Source organism: Candidatus Chromulinivorax destructor, assembly GCF_003366055.1.
In the GTDB taxonomy this organism is placed as follows: Bacteria; Babelota; Babeliae; order Babelales; family Chromulinivoraceae; genus Chromulinivorax; species Chromulinivorax destructor.
In genome coordinates, this window is sequence record NZ_CP025544.1 from 70,716 (window position 1) to 89,313 (window position 18,598).

16 protein-coding genes are annotated in these 18,598 nt (G+C 32.6%); 15 read left to right on the top strand and 1 reads right to left on the bottom strand.

All coding sequences use genetic code 11. The features are described from left to right. The first annotated feature begins 8 nt into the window (after nt 1-8). The 13 genes from C0J27_RS00355 (at nt 9) to C0J27_RS00415 (ending at nt 15,755) form a co-directional block, all read left to right on the top strand. Complete coding sequence (locus tag C0J27_RS00355) at nt 9-1,325, top strand: ankyrin repeat domain-containing protein (protein ID WP_115585217.1); 1,317 nt, start codon at nt 9-11, stop codon at nt 1,323-1,325. A 215-nt stretch (nt 1,326-1,540) separates the two neighbouring features. Beyond that, complete coding sequence (locus C0J27_RS00360; RefSeq protein ID WP_115585218.1) at nt 1,541-2,662, top strand: Fic family protein; 1,122 nt, start codon at nt 1,541-1,543, stop codon at nt 2,660-2,662. Nucleotides 2,663-3,294: 632 nt separating this feature from the next. Continuing rightward, nucleotides 3,295-4,548 (top strand): hypothetical protein, encoded by a 1,254-nt coding sequence (locus C0J27_RS00365; RefSeq protein ID WP_115585219.1) that lies wholly within the window; start codon nt 3,295-3,297, stop codon nt 4,546-4,548. Nucleotides 4,549-4,766: 218 nt separating this feature from the next. After that, nucleotides 4,767-6,689, top strand: a complete 1,923-nt coding sequence (locus tag C0J27_RS00370) for an ankyrin repeat domain-containing protein (RefSeq protein WP_115585220.1) — start codon at nt 4,767-4,769, stop codon at nt 6,687-6,689. A gap of 374 nt (nt 6,690-7,063) precedes the next feature. Further along, on the top strand, nt 7,064-8,041 hold the full coding sequence (locus C0J27_RS00375) for an ankyrin repeat domain-containing protein (RefSeq protein ID WP_115585221.1): 978 nt from the start codon (nt 7,064-7,066) through the stop codon (nt 8,039-8,041). Nucleotides 8,042-8,043: 2 nt separating this feature from the next. Then, a complete protein-coding gene (locus C0J27_RS00380) occupies nt 8,044-8,514 on the top strand; it encodes an ankyrin repeat domain-containing protein (protein ID WP_115585222.1) in 471 nt (156 codons plus the stop codon). Between the two features lie 281 nt (nt 8,515-8,795). Beyond that, nucleotides 8,796-9,833, top strand: coding sequence for an ankyrin repeat domain-containing protein (locus C0J27_RS00385; RefSeq protein WP_115585223.1), 1,038 nt, complete (start codon nt 8,796-8,798; stop codon nt 9,831-9,833). 379 nt (nt 9,834-10,212) lie between these two features. Next, nucleotides 10,213-10,518, top strand: coding sequence for a hypothetical protein (locus C0J27_RS00390; RefSeq protein ID WP_115585224.1), 306 nt, complete (start codon nt 10,213-10,215; stop codon nt 10,516-10,518). Nucleotides 10,519-10,767: 249 nt separating this feature from the next. Next, nucleotides 10,768-11,208 carry a hypothetical protein gene (locus tag C0J27_RS00395; protein ID WP_115585225.1) on the top strand — a complete coding sequence of 147 codons (441 nt, stop codon included), beginning with the start codon at nt 10,768-10,770 and terminating at the stop codon, nt 11,206-11,208. A 122-nt stretch (nt 11,209-11,330) separates the two neighbouring features. After that, complete coding sequence (locus tag C0J27_RS00400; RefSeq protein ID WP_115585226.1) at nt 11,331-12,197, top strand: hypothetical protein; 867 nt, start codon at nt 11,331-11,333, stop codon at nt 12,195-12,197. Between the two features lie 280 nt (nt 12,198-12,477). Then, on the top strand, nt 12,478-13,383 hold the full coding sequence (locus C0J27_RS00405; protein ID WP_115585227.1) for a tyrosine recombinase: 906 nt from the start codon (nt 12,478-12,480) through the stop codon (nt 13,381-13,383). Between the two features lie 35 nt (nt 13,384-13,418). Then, nucleotides 13,419-14,693: an ankyrin repeat domain-containing protein gene (locus C0J27_RS00410; RefSeq protein WP_115585228.1), complete on the top strand. Its 1,275-nt coding sequence runs from the start codon at nt 13,419-13,421 to the stop codon at nt 14,691-14,693. Between the two features lie 18 nt (nt 14,694-14,711). Beyond that, entirely contained in the window at nt 14,712-15,755 is a 1,044-nt protein-coding gene (locus C0J27_RS00415; RefSeq protein ID WP_115585229.1) for an ankyrin repeat domain-containing protein, read from the top strand. Between the two features lie 160 nt (nt 15,756-15,915). Here the strand turns inward: C0J27_RS00415 and C0J27_RS00420 are convergent, their stop codons facing one another. Continuing rightward, nucleotides 15,916-16,113 carry a hypothetical protein gene (locus tag C0J27_RS00420; protein ID WP_115585230.1) on the bottom strand — a complete coding sequence of 66 codons (198 nt, stop codon included), beginning with the start codon at nt 16,111-16,113 and terminating at the stop codon, nt 15,916-15,918. Between the two features lie 183 nt (nt 16,114-16,296). Here C0J27_RS00420 and dnaN point away from each other — a divergent pair, with 183 nt between their 5' ends. Continuing rightward, nucleotides 16,297-17,412 carry a DNA polymerase III subunit beta gene (gene dnaN, locus C0J27_RS00425; protein WP_115585231.1) on the top strand — a complete coding sequence of 372 codons (1,116 nt, stop codon included), beginning with the start codon at nt 16,297-16,299 and terminating at the stop codon, nt 17,410-17,412. 4 nt (nt 17,413-17,416) lie between these two features. After that, nucleotides 17,417-18,496 (top strand): DNA replication/repair protein RecF, encoded by a 1,080-nt coding sequence (gene recF, locus C0J27_RS00430; RefSeq protein ID WP_115585232.1) that lies wholly within the window; start codon nt 17,417-17,419, stop codon nt 18,494-18,496. Nucleotides 18,497-18,598: the final 102 nt, after the last annotated feature.

Below are 18,598 nucleotides of genomic sequence, written 5' to 3' on the forward strand. Positions count from 1 at the left end.
GAAAAATTATGAAAACTCATTTGACTTACGAATTCGTTCAAAGTTTAATTTTCGGTGAAGAGATTGAAAAATTAGAGATGATTTTCACTAAAGTTCCAAATATTGATGTAAATTATACTGATAAAAATGGTTACTCTTTACTTTGTTTTGCTATTCATTTTGGTAAATTAAAATCGGTGCAATTTTTAATTGAAAAAGGCGCTGATATTCATCAAAAAAATCCTGAATTTTACTCAGAAGCACCTTTGCATTTAGCGGCTCGTGATTTTAATGCTGAAATTATTCAAGCGTTACTTTCTGCAGGGGCTGATATTAATGCGCTTAATACAGAAAATCAGACTCCATTAATTTTTGCACTTGGTCATGAAAAAGCTGACATAGCTTTATTTAAAGATGCTGGTGCAGACTTATTGATACAAGATAAATACAATAAAACAGCTTTGCATTACGCAGCTCAAGCAGGTCATATTACAGCTATTCAAGATTTATTAGCAGCTGGCTTAGACCTTCATGCACAAGATGATGCTGAAAATAATGTTTTACATTATGCAGCTCGTGCGCACAATCATGAAGCATTACAGTTGTTGATTGCAGCTGGTGCTAACATTGAAGCATGCGATATGTACGGACATACTCCATTGCACATTGCAGCGATGTTTGCAGAAGAAGCTTCAAGCCAAAAAGTAGCAATCTTGATTGCAGCTGGTGCTAACATTCATGCAACAAGCAAAGACGAAGCAACTCCATTGTGTATGGCTGTGCAAGCAGGTTCTTTAGAAGCTGTACAAGCTTTAGTTGCTGCAGGCGCTGATATTCATGCAAAAAGAACAAATCCAATCTTAAGCATGCAATTTAACATGAAATTTGTGAATGATACGTTATTGCATAAAGCTGCAATTAATGGTCATGCTCACATTGTTGCATTCTTGCTTGAAAAAGGCATTGAAATCAATGCGCAAGATGATATTTCAGCTTCAGCATTGCATTATGCTACAGCAGCTGAAAGCTTTGATGTTGTTAAGTTATTAGTAGCAGCTGGTGCAAATCTTAACATTGTTGATAAAGATAATGCAACTCCATTACATGTTGCAATTATTACGCATAAAAATAACGAACTGATTCAATATTTAATTGATGCAGGCGCTGATATTAATATGCCTGGTAAACATGGTAACACGTTATTGCATTATGCAGTAAAAGATCAAAACATTGCAATTACCAAACTATTAATCCGTGCTGGTGTGAACAGATCACTTGCAAATGATGGCGGCAAAGCAGCTGTACATTATGCAAAATCTAAAAAAATCAGAGAATTACTAGCGTAATATTTGAATGTATATTTTATAGGAAAGTCGCCTTGAGTAATATCAAGGCGACTTTCATTTTTTTGATCAAGTCTTATTTCCAAAATCTATGCTTTTTGGAAATAAGACTTGATTTTTACCTTTGCTATTTCCAAAATTTGCTATAATTGGAAATAGCGATACAGTTATTTTCATACATTAACGTTTTTGGAAATAGTGATACAAAAGGAGTGGCCATGCGTGAAACTGGACAGTATAACATTTTAGGTGATATTCATTTTTTTACACCATATGATTTACCCCCACGTAATCCATCATTTCAATTAACTCCTGAAATATTAGAATTTTATAGTCAGGCAATGTATAACTTGGGGAGTCTTAACGAAACAAGTAAGCGATTGCCCGATCAAAAAAGATTTATAAAAGCTTACATTATCAAAGAAGCTTTATTATCAAGCGCTATTGAAGGTATTCATACAACGTTGGTAGATGTGTTAACGCATACTCAAGATGAATCCGCAAAAGCTACTAAAAACACTCAGCTCGTTATAAATTATATACAAGCCTTGGATGTTGCGATCGAGATGATGCAGCATCAAAAATTACCAATATGTTCACGCATGATTCTTGCTGCTCACAGCGCCTTATTATCAGATATTGATGGTAATAAAGCAACGCCAGGAGTGTATCGCAAGCAAACCGTCAAGGTTGGTAATTTAGTTCCGCCCATGGCTACAATAATTCCTGAATTGATGAGTACTCTAGAAAAATATATACATGAAGATCAATCTTTACCGCCATTAATTCAAGCAGGTCTCGTACATCTTCAATTTGAAACAATTCATCCATTTTTAGATGGTAATGGCAGAATCGGGCGGTTATTAATTATTTTGATGTTGATGAATAATAAATTGTTAGATGATCCAATTTTGTACATTTCATATTATTTCAAAAAACATCATGCACAATATTACCAGGCACTTGATCGAGTTCGTACTCATGGGGACTTTGAAGGTTGGATATCTTATTATTTGCAAGCAGTTGCTCAAAGTGCTCTTGATGCAAACATACGAATAAAAGCGATAGAATCTTTAGAACGTCAGTTGCAAGAACTTATCAAATTAGATCCTCAATTATCTAAAGTCCAAGATTTATCATATGCTGTTCTGAGCTCTTTTTTTGCTACTCCAATTTCAACAATCGCGCGCCTTAATAAAATTATTAATAAATCTTATAATACGACACAGAGAATTCTTACTAAATTTGTTGAACTTGGCATGATTACTCAGTCATCGCATAAACGTGATAAAGAATATCGATTTGATCAATATTTAGATCTTTTAGAAAAAGAGTATTAGGTTCCGTTGAGCTCTTAAAATAAATAAAAAACAATAACAAAAACATCCTACGTTTTTTACAAAAACTCCGGAAAACGAGACCCCCGGCGGGGGGTGAATCGCTAAAATTTTATAAAAAAGCGAATAGTGGCCGCCGCCGCCACGGTCGCAAAAGCGCAAGCGTAGGCTTATGGTAAGTAATTTAAAGGTTAACTACAAAATTCAACAGAACCTAAAAATAAATCAGGCTATGTGAACTAAATTTACATGTGCACAACAACCTACGATATCGCTTCGCTTATCTTGGGAAACATGGTCGACTACGTCCACTTTACGATTTTTTATGAAGAATTTAGTAGCAAGCTGCCGTGAATTTTATGCCAAAAACGAAGTGAAATTTGGGAAATTAAACCCGGCTCAGATTTAAAAAGAGTGCATCAGGCCCACCGGCCTCCCGACCCCCGAAGTTTTCATAGAAAACGAAGGGCAAAACTCTATAGTAAAAATTTGGTTCACAGAACCTAGAGAAATAATGGGAATATGTAATGTATATAACCCAGTCAACCAGTTGTACGTTATGTCTAAATTATATACTCTTAATAAGAGGAAAAATTATTGTGACAATTAGAAAAATTTAAAAAGTAGGGTGATGTATGAAGAAAAAATATAGTTTGTTGTTTTGTGTATTGTTTTTTATTGCTTTAGGCTGTAAAACTGCTCAAGGAGATGATTTTCATGCTAATAATGTGAAATTTATTAGCTTTATTATGGAGCAATCAATAGATCAAGAAAAAAATTTAACGTATTCTCAGTATCGTTGTGAAGTTTATAAGCTTATTTTGGACTCTATAAATTTAGCAAAAAATATTAATGATGCGCAATTTATTCAAGATATTGAAAAATTGAATATTAAATTTTACGGAGGAGCTCATTATGGGTATCAGGCAAATCCTTTGTTACAACTTGCTTATTTAACAAAAAATGATGATCAGCAAAAGATATGGTTGAAATGTCATTATGATTTTTTAGTCTCTTATCTTCAAGCTAAAAATCAAAAAGATAAAGATAAAGCAATCGATATGCATGCTGATGTAATGGTTAAATTTTATCAGATTGATGAACGAAATGGATTCCTTTTAGGAACTAATTATTATCAACATAATGCTCACGCACATAATAAAAAATACCTTGAAACTGTTTGTCAGATGCATGATAAAAATAAAGCATTTAATAATTATATTGGAGCAATCGATAAGCTTATTTTGAACTATGCAAATAATTCTGAACAACTAGATGATAATGTATTAAGAGAAAAATTAGCTGAAATAAAAGTGAAACATGCTTCTGTATATAACCAGGATTCTTATGCTTTAGATTTGGCTCGAGTAAAAGGATTAATCCAGCTTGCACGACGAGATAGTCAAACAAAAAAATATTTACAATCAACTTTAGACTTTTTTACAAAGCTGGATGTTACTTTAAAGAGTGAAAAACGTGATGCATTAATTAATTCTTTTGCAGATGAATTTATTTTATCTTTATCGATGAATATAAGAAATGATAATGTGGTCGTACTCAACAATAGAGCAATGAATAAGATGATAGAGTGCATTATAGAGCTTGATAATCGACGTCAGTTTGATGCTGATGTTTATAAAAATGCATCAGATCGATTAATTCATAAAGAAGTTATGAAAAATCAAGATGAAGAAGAAAAATCTTATAAAAAAGATGTAAGTAAATTTCTTTTAGAGATGAATAATATACACGATAATGCCAAAAAATTAAAAAAAATAGAAGAATTTGCTCCTCGGTATGCAGAAGGTAAAAAATCTTATACTAAGTTGAGATTAGCGCCTATTAAAACACAAGACGGGAAAATTCTTGCCAAATATTTTGAACTATAAATTTATAGTTCAGAGAATTATGAGGTTAAGAAATAATTTTTAATAGGAAAGTCGCCTTGAGTAATATCAAGGCGACTTTCCTATTTTTGATCAAGTCTTATTTCCAAAAAGTATAAAACCATTTCCTATGAGGCCAAATTGAATTAATTATTATTTTTAATAATTTTTGATATGCTGAATTGTATAAATCATACATGTATTAAAACTTAGGTTATGTCATGAAATCTATACAATTAATTTTTTCTCTTTTCGTTTGCTTGCAAGTAAACTTCATGCATGCATCTGAAAAATATGCACAACAACAAGATAATGTAAATAAAGTTGACTATAGTTCTTTACAAATAGATTCTATGAGTAAGCAGTCTGCTATGGAGTTTACCTTGTTACAATATTTAGGTGCTTCTGTATTTCATGGAAATAAAGAAGCATTGCAAGATAAAAAAATACTGCATACTTTCCATTGCAAACAAAATAAAAAAGATATAAGCACGACTCAGCAGCAAGAGATGAATCTTGTCGAACAATGTTATCCTGGTTTTTTTTCAGATGATGAAGGATCTGATTTAAGCGGTCGGCATTATAAAGATGTATATAATACAAATGAACAGATAAAAAATAAATTTTTAGAAATTTTAGACCGTTCACTGCATGAAAATAAGAATCTTAATTGTTATAAAAATGATCCAATATTTTCGCATGTTATGCAGCATAAAAATGGTTATATGCAAGAGAGAGTTAATACATGGCTGAGTGAGTGGGCTTTTTTAAAAAATGATAAATTATTTCCTTTATTACCATCATTACCTTCATTATCATGTAGTATTCTATTAGATCATGTTGAAATTGCTCACATGTTGCTAGCAATACCTGAAATTAATACAAATATTCCAAAAGAGATAAACTTCTTACATTGTTCGGCTTATTATGGTTCTAAAAAAGTTATAAAATATCTTCTGACAATGCCTGATTGTGATGTAAACACAAAAAATTATTCTGGGCAGACAGCACTCCATTATGCTGCTGAGGAAGGTTTGGTAGATGTTATAGAACTCTTATTAACAGCACCAAATATTGATGTGAATATTCAGGATGAAGATGGCCAGACTTGCCTTCATTATGCTATTCTTGAAGATAAAAATGATAGTGTAAAATATTTATTAACAGCGCCCGGCATACAGGTAAATATTCAGGATGAAGATGGTTTTACACCATTACATACTGCTGTTTATACTCATAGAGCTGAAATGGTAAGATCTTTATTATCATCGCCCGATATACAGGTAAATATTCAAGATCAAAATGGTAATACGCCATTACACAATGCTATTCGATTGAATTATAGCGACATTGTAGAGCTGTTATTAGCAGTACCAGAAATTAACGTAGATATTGCAAATGAAGACGGTTGTTCTGCGTTTGATTTGCCAAAGACAGAAGCGGTGAGAGCACTTTTTTTACAGGCGGGTTTTAATTGTAGTAAAATAACACTGATACAATTAGATCCAGAAAAGACATTATCACTACTCCGTGTTATTACTTTACATGGTATCAACATTGCACAATTACCTGTAAAAGCAATACATGAAGATAATGTTGAGCAGTTACATTTACCAGAGATAGAATTGTTACGAGCAATTCTTATACTTCTAGGGGAAGAAGGAATTTTGCTTGAAGGTACAGAGCCTACACAAGAAATTTCTACACATGTAAACAAACTTTTATATTTTGCTATACACCATGGTTTGACAAATGCAGTACAACTATTGTTAAAAATCCCTGAAATTAATATAAATAGTCAAGATGAGGATGGTGAATCTTCATTACATTATGCTGTAAAGTCTGATAGAGCTGATATTGTAAAGTTGTTGTTAGCAAGACCAGAAATTGATGTCAATATTCAAGATAAAAATGGTGACAGCCCATTAGATTATGCTTTTGAAGCAAATAGAATTAATATTTTACAGCTTTTATTTGCAGTACCACAAATTAATCTCGATATTGAAAGTCAAGAGGACCAAGTTTCATTAGATGATGCTGATGATGTTGTTGAATATACTATATTGGTCATTAAACAGTTATTAAAAAAGGCACGAAATAGCAACATAGATATCAACATTCTCAGACATTTAATGCTAAAATAGATGGTAATAATTTTTATACTATCTGGTTGTGTACATTGCATGTAAAAAATTAAGATACAAGCCTGTGATATCGCTTTGCTCATCTTTTAAAACATTGGTGGCGACAACATTACGCTTTTTTTATATAAATAAATAGTGCATGAGGCCAACCGGCCAGCAGATTATCAAAGTATTTGTAGAAAACGTAGAGTGAATTTTCAGAGTAGAAATTTGGTTTGCACAGCCTACACTGTTATTAAAAAAATATCTATATTGTCACTATTTTGCTAAACTATATATAAACACAGGCTTTGTAAAAACCTCTGTTTATTATGTAATCTATGCATAATGTATTGCAATCTATAAAAACATCCTGAATTCAAGGAACCTATTTCATGAAATTTCAAAAAAAATTGGCAAAACGTGCTGAAAAACGTGAAGCAAAAAAAATAGAAAAGAAACCTGTGAAAAACAACCAACCATTTTTAAGCAGCAGAGACATTGACGGCAATAGCGCTTTGCACAATGCAATTTTGCATGACAATCTAGAATTAGTTAAAAGTTTAATCGATTCTAAAAAAGCTGATTTGAACATTAAAAATCATTTGAAAGATACTCCACTTGGTTTAGCTTTGTTGTTGCAAAAACTGCCTGCAGCTCAAATGTTGATTGAAGGTGGTGCAGATATTAACATTCAAGATGACGACAGTTATGCTCCGCTGCATGATGCTGCTGGGTACGGAAATTTTGAACTCGTGCAACTGTTAATCAAAGGCGGTGCAAATATTCATGCTCTTGATTGTGACCAACAAACACCATTATTCCATGCGGTGATTTCAACTAATTTTGATGCGGTTAAGGCGTTGCTTGAAGCAGGCTCAGAATTGAATATTAAAAATTACTTAGGCAAAACGCCATTACACGAAGCTGTGATGACTGACAATGCTGAAATGGTACAACTATTTTTACTTAACGGCGCTGATGTGCATGCGCAAGATGATAACGGTTACACTCCATTACACAATGCTGCTGGTACAGGCGATGCTGATATTGCTCAAATTTTATTAAATGCTGGTGCTGATGTAAATCAAAAAAGTAAATTTATGGACCAGCCAATGCACATTGCTGCATCATCTGATAAAATTAGAATTATCAAAACATTGGTTGCTGCAGGTGCTACCATCAATGAACAAGATATGGACGGAATTACACCACTGCATGTTGCTGCAGCGATGGGCCACCCATTAATTATCGAATATTTAATTGCACAGGGTGCAAGCTTAACAACAAAAAATAAGCATGGCCAACGTCCTGTTGATTGTTCAAAAAATAAAAAGACTAAAGAACTTATAGAAAATTGTAAAAAGGCATAATTATGACAACCAATCCGTATGGTAATAGCGCATTGCATGAAGCTGCGTGTAATGGTGACGTGCAAGCAGTTACTGATTTGTTAAATATTTTAGCAGAAGTAAACGCTCGCAATAAAGATGATGAAACTCCTTTGCATTTAGCAACTCTGCGTAATCAGACTGACACAATCAAACTGTTAATTGCTGCACAAGCTGATGTTGCTGCGGTAAACCGCTTTAATAATACTCCATTACATAACAGCACAATTTGTGGCAACACTTCAATTGTTGGTTTGTTAATTAAATCTGGCGCCCAGGTAAACGTTCAAAATTACAAAGGTAACACACCGTTACATCTTGCAGTTTTGCATCAACACAACGACATTGTGCAAAATTTAATTCGCCGTGGCGCTGATGTTAACCTACGAAATAACAAAGGCCAAACTGCCCTTGATCTTGCACAAACAGAAGCAATGAAAACCTGGTTACTATAATTTTAAAAAAAATACAGCCTACGATTTTGTAGTTACAAAATCTCCGGAAATATGGTGGCGGCGGCCACTACACGCTTATGAAAAATACATGAAATTAACAAACATAACAGTTACTAAATTATTATGCTAAAACTAGACTTTATAATAAGTTAAAGTAAGTATATTTCAGGTGTTTTTGCTGAAAATTCGAATTAGTCCCGCCGGACTTAATTTCCCCCAAGCTGCATAGCAAGCGTAGGGCAAAACAAATCTAACAACACAAGCAAAGGAGTTTTGTAACCATGAGTCTACGAGATTTCGATAAAGTATATAACAACAGCCCTTTACACATCGCTGTTGAAAATGATGATGTACAAACAGTAACAACATTGTTAAGCAACAGTGCAAAATTAGAGGCTCGTAACAGCAAGGGCAGAACTCCTTTGCATGGTGTGACAAATTATAAAATAGTAAAAGATTTACTTGCAGCTGGTGCTGATGTGGATGCACTTGATAAAGAAGGTAATACGCCGTTACACACTGCTATTTTACGTAAATGTGTCCCGATTGTTCAAATACTTTTACAAGCTGGCGCAGACGTTACGATAAAAAATAGTTACAAGGGTGATACGCCATTACACGTTGCAGTTGATCCGTTATACCGGCATGGTACCATGACCCAATTATTGGTGAAATCTGGTTCACCAGTTAATCAGCAAAATAATTTTGGTGAAACACCATTGCACATTGCTTATAAAAATAGTACAGGCCCAATCGATCGCAATATTATTAAAATATTAATTGATAACGGTGCAGATATTTCAGTCAAAAACAGTGCTGGCAAAAAACCTGCTGATCATAAAGATAATGCGTTGCATGATGCAGTGCGTTCTGGTGAAAGTAAAGATATCACCAAAATATTAATGTCGAAAACTGATATTAATTTTCAAGATATTTATGGTCGCACGGCGCTTTGTCATGCGGTATCAAAACCAGGAATAGAGGCAGGAGTTATCAGAAACTTGTTTACTGCTGGAGCTGACGCAAATATTGCTGATGCTGTTAACAGTTCTCCTTTGCATCAAGCGGTTATTCTTGGAAATATTTCGATTGTTCGATTGTTACTTAATGCAGGTGCAGTTGTTAACAAACAAAATAATGATGGAGATACACCGTTACATCTTGCAGTAAAAGCTGGCTCACGAAAGGCATTTCGTCATTATGCAGCAATTGTAAAAGTTTTAATCGATCACAAAACTGATCTTACACTCAAAAACAATGCTGGTAAAACGGCAGCAGAGTGCGCAGTTTTAGATAACATTAAAAAACTATTTGCATAGCACGCCATACATTTTTATAAAAATTAAAAAGTCGTACTGAACTTGTAATATTCAGTGCGGCTTTTTTGCTGTCACATAGTTACATTGCGTCAACCAAAATTTTATGAAAAAGTTTTGCTCTTCATTTATTATCAAAACTCCGTGAATATGCTGACCCGTGGGCATGATGCATTCTTTTTTAGATTAAAAAGCGTAATTTGGCCGCCATCACTACTGTTTTAAAAGATGAGCGAAGCGATATCGCAGGCTTGTATCTTGATTTTTAAATTTTTGTTCACATAATATCGATCTATTATTTTTAATTTCTTTGCAAATTTTAAGGTAATCGTTATTATTTTTTGCATCTACTTTTTTTATTTATTATTTCAAAGGTTTCTGCATGTCAATAAAATATATGAGCATTTCGATTATTTTATTAGCTGTTTCTTCTCATCTTATTATCAGCCAAGAAGAAAATAATACTATCTTAAAGTCAAATTCATCTGCATCTATCAGTTCATCAGGATCATGGGAAGAGATTTATTTTGATCATGGACCATTATATTATGATACTGAATTTGAAATTGTTCATGCTACAGAAAAAGAAAGAGATGATTTTTTAAATAAATTGTTGAAAATAAAGCAATTAGCACAAGATAGTAATTTTAGCGATAATGAAGATAGTAGTGATGAAGATGATAATTAAACAATAAAATTGTACACTGTATGCAAAAAATCATATAAAAGAGCTCTATGACTTTGATGAAATATTCAATCCAAAATTAATTCAAAAATATGACGGTGTCAAAAATCTTACATAAAATAATACACTTTTTTATTCATGCAGCCTATGCGTTACATAGATTGACTATGTTTTTATTGAAAATAATAGATTGCAAATGATACAATTATTTCAAATAGAATACTTACTTGAAATAATTGTATTGGTTCTGCTGTGAAAAAAATATTAAAAATATCTATAATTATTTTACTTTTCAATAATTTATTTATTATATCGCTGGAAGAAGGTAGCAATTATCAAGCATCTAAGCGTCAGCGGTTAGAACAAAAAGAAATAGAAAACGTCGTATCGATAAACAATTTTGATTTCGATGATGAGCTTTTTAATGAATTGTTAGATTTAGATTTTTCTGAATTGTATCAAGATTCATTTATTCATAACAATGTGCCTGATCAAGATGTAAAAAATCAAAATGTTACTCAGCCTGCAATAAAAAACTCTTCTGCTTTGTATGTGTCATCGAGAAGATTAAAACATGCCTTTTCTCATCCATCAGTCATTGCTTTAACATTAGACAAAATTGTGAAGAAATCTGATATTTTAGATGAAAAGATAGATATTATATCTGACGACAAGGTGATAGATAAAGAATGATTTTTATTTTATTCACCCGTAATTGAATTTATTTATCTGATGTAACTTGAATTAAAGGTATCATTAATGATATAATGTTTTCAATTAGAATATTTAATTTAAAGCATAGCAAGGTTATAATTATGAGAATTTTATTGTATATGACTTGCATAATAATAACATCATGCATGATATCAAAGATTGATGCATCGATGCAAAATTCTCTTAAATCTTTAGAAAATGTAAATACACCAACTGCAAATAGATTATCTGATCAACATAATTCTGACGATACAGTTTTGTATCTCAGGTTACCTGCCAAAAGAAAAATTTTTAATCAAGATAATATAACAGATGATCTTTATAATAAAAAATTAACTGAACTGCAAAATAAAAAAAGTCATATGTACTCTGGCCGATTACGAAATACTCATCTTGGTCGTGCTCCTCATGAACATAAAAGGACTGTTTCATTTTATTCTTTGTCGCAAGATACTCTTCAAAAAGCGTGGAATCATCCATCAGTACAAGAACTTACATTAGATAAAATATCAAAAAAAGATACCACATTAACATCTAAAAAAATTGAAAGAAAAACTCCATTCTTACAAGATTCTTTTGTCGATAAAAAATCAAAAAACAGTCAGAAAGTTGATTGCTGTGTGCAAGATGCTCAGCAGTATTCAAATAAATTCTTTGAATCTGATGAAATTTTTTCAGATCAAGTCGAATTATCGTTGTTAGAAAATTATATATTGGATAATAATCATCAAAGTTTACCTGAGCAGCAACATGTATCTGTAGATTATGTCGATGAAGATAATAATGATGAAATTTTTAATTTTGATACTTTCGATAATGATCTCTGCATAGGCACCATAGATAAACATAATGATACAGTACGTCAATCAAGTTATAACCAAACCGATCAATTAGATGAAGGTAGAATTGAAAAATTACTGTTAGATGAGTATTTAGATTCATTAATTTACAACGATACAGAAAAATAAGCATGATAACGTCTACAAAATTACCATAATTTTTATACGCAAAAACGGCAGACCTTATACAAGATCTGCCGCCAAAAAAAGGAGCTATGTTATAAGATATTGGTTACTCAAAACTTATATCTTATAATAATTCTAGCAGGCTCATGAACAATCGCAACTGGTAAGTGTCTTTTTATTTTCTACAATCTTTTATTTAAACAAATCATCCTCTATATTTTTACTTTAATTGATCTAGAATAGAGTCTATAACTATTTGTAAACTATTATTGAAAAGATTATTGTGAAGCAACTATTCCATAAATTTGAACAATATTTAATGACCGAAAAAATGGTTGCGATTAATACGTTGCAAGCATATCAACGAGACATCCTGCAATGCATTAATTTCTTAGAATCACGAGGCCGCACTTCATTTGATCAAGTTACCGCACAAGATATTAAAGAGTTTTTACATCACCTACGATTGACCTTAAAAATTTCGGCTCGAACCGTATCAAGAAAGTTATCATCACTCAAATCATTCTCTAAATTTTTGCAATATCATTACAATCACGCTGACTTTACGTATAACGTATCGTTTCCTAAGCTGGAAAAAAGCCTGCCGACCTTTCTTACCGAGGATCAAATTCTCAATCTTTTTAATGTTGCTCAAACTGACGAGACGCCGACTGGTAAACGAAATAGCACGATGATTGCTTTGATGTATGTGTGCGGTGTCCGAGTTAGTGAACTGGTAGAGTTAACGTCATCGAATATTAATTTCACTGATGGACTGTTGCACGTATCAGGCAAGGGTGGTAAACAAAGAATTGTACCGTTACCTGATTCAATGGTTGAAATGTTGCAAGTTTATTTACTCAATGTACAACCATACTTATTTAGAAATATGACCATTACGTCAGATATTTTATTTCCTATTTTGTATGCAGATAAAGTTAAGCCGATGACTCGACAGGGATTCTGGGGAATTTTAAAACAGGTTGTTACCAAGGCTGGTTTACCTGATTCAATATCTCCCCACGTTTTGCGTCATTCGATTGCGACTCATCTGCTTAAAAAAGGTGCGAATCTACGCTTGTTACAAATGGCACTTGGCCATGAGCAACTGCAAACCGTGCAGGTCTACACGCATGTTGAAGTATCACATTTAAGAAAATTATATGATGCAAAGCATCCACGAGCTTAACTAGAATTTTAATGTAAAAAAAATTGGCAATAACCATGAAAAAAATATACGTAGCAGTTTGGTTCATGTTTGGTTTGCAATCAATGAGTATGCAGGCTGCGCAAGATTCGCTGCAAAATGTTGAGAACGGGCGACAAGCTATGATTAATAATTCTGTTAAGAATTTAACTTACTTGACGCAAGGTTTTGATTTTTTACGCACTCAAAATCTTGTCGATATCTCATTTCATGATTTTTTAGAGCAGCATGTATCACACGATGAAGATGGTAATAAAAATATGAACTTTGATCAAGTTATTCTCGATGCAGAGGACGTTCTTACGAAAAATATGAAAGATACATTTTTAAAAACGCTTGATACTTCATTACAAAATTGGAAGAATCTTGATCAATGTAACAGTCAGGTATTTTTATATGTTATGCAAAATAAAGATGATAATTTCTATCGGTTCTGGTTGTATGCATGGAGTAAGACTACAGCTGAAGATGGTAAGACTCAATTGTATCGCGCAATTTTTAAATATAATCTAGAAATAGCACGTATGTTGATTGCTGCAGGAGCTGATGTAAATACTCAAAATGAGGATGGTTGGACTCCATTGTATCGAGCAGTTTTTAATAATAATACAGAAATAGCACGTATGTTAATTGCTGCAAGCGCTGATGTAAACATACAAAATAAATGTGGTTATACTCCATTGCATCATGGTAATAGTGTAGAAATAGCAAGGATGTTGATTAATGCAGGCGCTGATGTAAATATACAAAATGAATGTGGTTATACTGCATTGCATCAGGCAGCTTTAAAAAACAACCTAGAAATAGTAAGCATGTTGATTGATGCAGGCGCTGATGTAAATACTCAAAATAAGGATGGTTGGACTCCATTACATTATGTAGTTATGTCTAATAATTCAAAATCTAATAATCCAAAAGTAGCACATATATTGATTTCTGCATGCGCTGATGTAAATATTTCAGATGAATCTGGTTATACTCCATTACATTATGCTGTCTTAGGCAACGATAAAAAATTAGTGAAAATATTGATTATTGCAGGTGCTGATGTAAATACTCAAAATAAGGATGGTTGGACTCCATTACATAAAGCAGCTTTAAATAATTATATACAAATAGTTGAGATATTAATTACTGCACAAGCTCACCTTAACATTCAAAATGAAGATGGCAAAACAGCTGAGCTAGCAGCTAGAACTCCAGAAATGAAAGAAATTTTTGCACAAGCCCGAGAAAAACAACACGAAAAAATGGATGTCCAATCTATGGTAAAAATTATAAAAATAGATTAGAAAAGATTGGTAATAATTATGAAAAAAATATACAGAGCAGTTTTATTACTGTTAAACATGCAATCAATGAGTATGTACGCTGCGCAAGAGTCGCTGCAAAATGTTGAGAACGGGCGGCAAGCTATGATTGATAATGCTGTTATAAGTTTTCCTTATCTAACAGACGGTTTTGATTTTTTACGCACTCAAAATCTTGTCGATACCTCATTTCATGATTTTTTAGAGCAGCATGTGTCACATGATGAAGATGGTAATGAAGATATGAACTTTGATCAAGTTATTGTCGATGCAGAGGACATTCTTACGAAAAATATGAAAGATACATTTTTAACCATCCTTAATACTGCATTAAAAGAAAGTAAAAAACTTGATCAATTTGATGATTCTTTGTTTTTGTATGTGATGGAACACAAAGATACTACAATGCGTGACATTGTTCCTTTGTGGTTGTTAGAATGGAATAAGATTAAATATAAAGATGAGCAAACTCTATCTCTATTGTATTGGGCAACTTGGCATAATAATCTTGAAATAGTACAGATGTTAATTAATGCTCACGTAAATGTAAATATTAAAAATAATTATGGTGTAACTCCATTACATATAGCAGCTAAGAATAATTCTGCTATAGCTCTTATGTTAATTAATGCAGGTGCGATTATCAATATTAAAGATAAGTTTGGTTGCACCCCATTGCATGAAACAACTACACCAGAAATAGTAAGCATATTGATCGAAAAAGGTGCTGATCTGAATATTCAAAATAAAGATGGTAAAACTCCATTGCATGAAGCAATTCAATATAATGATATAAAAATAGCGCGTATATTGATTGATGCAGGCGCTGATTTAAATCTTAAAAATGATAATGGTTATACTGCTTTGCATCAAGCTATTCTATATAATGATATAGAAATAGCAAAGATGTTGATTGATGCAGGCGCTGATGTAAATATACAAAATGAAGATGGTAAAACAGCTGAACAAATTACTAACACTCCAGAAATAAAAGAAATTTTTGCACGAGCCCGAGAAAAACAACACGAAAAAATGAATGCGTAAGTTATAGCTGCAACTGAACAACTCATCAAAAAAATTCGTGATAACTGTAAAAAATACAGGTAGCAGTGTTATTGATGCCAATCATATGCTAAGCACACTGCATTCAATAATTAAATCGATGCAACGCCAGATTATAAAGTCTGGCGTTTTTCTTACATAGTTATACCATTTTATTTATTGTGATAATATTTTGACCAATAAGCATGATACATACAGCAAATCCAACCAGGGCACCCATCAAAAATATCACAAATGCATTGTTTGCAACTTCCTGAATTTCTTCATCTTTTTTCTTTTGTGGTGTAACGATATCAATCATTGGTCCCATACTGCTCACTATTTTTTTAAACAAATCCATAGCACTTCTTTCAAATATATAATTTAGAATCTTTAAAAAGCGTACTAAACTCAGGCAATACAAAGCAATCGTTACAAAATTCAGTTCTTATCAGCTAGAAAAAATATTATAAAAGAGTATACTAAAAGAGTGTCTGGAATATCTAATATGAATAAAATTCAAAAATTTTTTAATGGGTTATAGATGAGCAATACATTTATTTTGGAACAAAAAGAGCTAGCGGCTACACTTGGATTTATGCAACCGATTTGTTCAAAAAAAACAACGATGCAAGCAACGTCATTAATTTTATTTCATGTGACACAAAAAGAACTTATTTTAAAGGCAACAGATCTTGAAATAAGCCTTCAATATACATGTTCGATCAAAGATAGCGAAATTGCAAATCAGCAATTTTTAGTTTCGGGTAAAAAAATATTTGATATCGTGCGTGAATTGGATAACGACATCACCTTTACACTGAAAAAAAATCAGCTTGATATTTCATCAGGTAAAGTTCATTTATCATTAAATATTAAAGATGCTCAAGAATTCCCGCCATTGCCAGAACGCATTGAAAACTTAATGCACATGGATCGTGAGTTTTTATTAGAAATGTTTACGAAAGTTTCATTCTTAATTCCCCAAAATAATGCAACACCATCTTTAAATGGTCTGTTTTTAGAAATTTCATCACAAGAATTTAAAATGACAACAACTGATGGTCATTGTCTTGCGCAAGTAAAATCTGACAAATATGTTTTAAGTGAAACTAAAAAATGGTTAACTCCTCGACGAGCAGTATTTGAAATCAAAAAGATTCTAGAAAATTGCCAAGATGAGATGATTTTTTTAGGTGTGTGTAGCAATCAATTAGTATTCTCTGGTGAATCATTTAATTTTTTCACAAAATTATTAGCTGATCAGTTCCCAGCATACGAATCAATTCTAAAAAAAGATGGATTTAATCCAGCTCGTGTATCACGTGCAGATTTTATTAAAACACTTCGTCGTTCAACATGTTTGTTATCTGGTCAATTTTTGGCAACAAGTTTTAACTTTAGCCCACATCAACTCAAAGTTTGTTTAAAAAATAATGAAGTCGGTTCTTTAGAAGAAACACTTGCTATGGAAGATTACAACGGCGAATCTTTAGAGATGCGTTTTTATTCTCCATATCTTTTAAACGGGTTACAAGCTCTTTCTGGTGATAACGTAACTTGTTATTTAAAAAACAGCACACGTCCAATTATTTTTGAATCTGTTGATAAGAACAGCCAAATGGTTTATCTGGTTATGCCAGTTTCTGCAACGAAATAGGTGCATGCGTTTAGATAAAATTGAACTTAAAAATTTTAGATGTTTTGAAAAAGCTTCGTTTGATCTGGCAACGGACATTGTTATAATTTATGGTAACAATGGCTCTGGTAAAACAACCATCATCGAAGCTATTCATTACTTGTGCTATTTGTCATCGTTTCGTTCACGACTTCCTGCTGAGATGGTTAACTTTGAAAAAGATAACTTTTTTATTAAGGGACTTGTTCGACAAGATGAAACAGAAACGCATGATATTCAAGTTGGCTTTGCCGGCAAGAAAAAGGTGGCAAAAATTGATAACGTTTCAATCTCTTCGTACAAAGAACTGTTTCCGTATTATCAAGTTGTGACCGTCACAGTTGATGACATTGAACTGATTCAAGGTAGCCCAATCATTCGAAGAAACTTTATTGATCAGGTGGTTTTATTAGAAAATCCTGACTACATGGAGTTGCTCAAGCGATTTAAACAAGTTTTGCAGCAACGTAATGCAATGTTTGCAAAACAATTTAACTATGATTTGTATGTGATTTGGACTCGGCAATTATGGGAATGTACTCGTGCAATTCAAGAAAAAAGAATTGAAGCATTACAGCGACTTTCGGTTAAGGTTGCAAAATTGCTGGTCGATTTTTTTGATGAAAATTACACGCTTGATATTATCTACAGTTATAAACATATTATTGCAGATGAGACGTTTGAACAATTCTTAGAACGCAAGAAGGGCATTATTGCCTACGAGTCAATGGCAAAACGATCTGACTTTGGTGCACATCTTGACGATTTTACACTTCACTTTTGTCGTAAAAAATTAAAAAGCTACGGGTCACGTGGCCAACAAAAATTGTTAGTACTGCTTATTAAAATTGCACAGATTTTAGACCTGCATGAAAAAAATATTCATCCAATTTTTGTACTCGATGATTTTATCACTGACTTTGATAAAGACAGATTACAAGGTATCATCTCATTATTATTAACACTTGATTGTCAGTTGATTATATCGTGCCCGATACGCGAAAAGCTTCTTGAGGAGCTGGTATCGGCATCAAACATTTCTACTATAGAACTAAATAGCATATAGCCACACAACAAATACTGACAGCGTGAAAATATTTTCTTGACAGAAACCCTTTAATAAGGTAATTTTATAGTAGATTACATAGATTTGAACTATCAATATCAT

What these genes read in the sequence shown, in the direction of transcription:
- C0J27_RS00375 (WP_115585221.1), top strand. Translation starts at nt 7,064, where the DNA reads ATGAAATTTCAAAAAAAATTGGCAAAACGTGCTGAAAAACGTGAAGCA.
- C0J27_RS00365 (WP_115585219.1), top strand. Translation starts at nt 3,295, where the DNA reads ATGAAGAAAAAATATAGTTTGTTGTTTTGTGTATTGTTTTTTATTGCT.
- C0J27_RS00360 (WP_115585218.1), top strand. Translation starts at nt 1,541, where the DNA reads ATGCGTGAAACTGGACAGTATAACATTTTAGGTGATATTCATTTTTTT.
- C0J27_RS00415 (WP_115585229.1), top strand. Translation starts at nt 14,712, where the DNA reads ATGAAAAAAATATACAGAGCAGTTTTATTACTGTTAAACATGCAATCA.
- dnaN (WP_115585231.1), top strand. Translation starts at nt 16,297, where the DNA reads ATGAGCAATACATTTATTTTGGAACAAAAAGAGCTAGCGGCTACACTT.
- C0J27_RS00420 (WP_115585230.1), bottom strand. Translation starts at nt 16,113, where the DNA reads ATGGATTTGTTTAAAAAAATAGTGAGCAGTATGGGACCAATGATTGAT.
- C0J27_RS00380 (WP_115585222.1), top strand. Translation starts at nt 8,044, where the DNA reads ATGACAACCAATCCGTATGGTAATAGCGCATTGCATGAAGCTGCGTGT.
- C0J27_RS00370 (WP_115585220.1), top strand. Translation starts at nt 4,767, where the DNA reads ATGAAATCTATACAATTAATTTTTTCTCTTTTCGTTTGCTTGCAAGTA.
- C0J27_RS00400 (WP_115585226.1), top strand. Translation starts at nt 11,331, where the DNA reads ATGAGAATTTTATTGTATATGACTTGCATAATAATAACATCATGCATG.
- C0J27_RS00390 (WP_115585224.1), top strand. Translation starts at nt 10,213, where the DNA reads ATGTCAATAAAATATATGAGCATTTCGATTATTTTATTAGCTGTTTCT.
- recF (WP_115585232.1), top strand. Translation starts at nt 17,417, where the DNA reads ATGCGTTTAGATAAAATTGAACTTAAAAATTTTAGATGTTTTGAAAAA.
- C0J27_RS00385 (WP_115585223.1), top strand. Translation starts at nt 8,796, where the DNA reads ATGAGTCTACGAGATTTCGATAAAGTATATAACAACAGCCCTTTACAC.
- C0J27_RS00355 (WP_115585217.1), top strand. Translation starts at nt 9, where the DNA reads ATGAAAACTCATTTGACTTACGAATTCGTTCAAAGTTTAATTTTCGGT.
- C0J27_RS00410 (WP_115585228.1), top strand. Translation starts at nt 13,419, where the DNA reads ATGAAAAAAATATACGTAGCAGTTTGGTTCATGTTTGGTTTGCAATCA.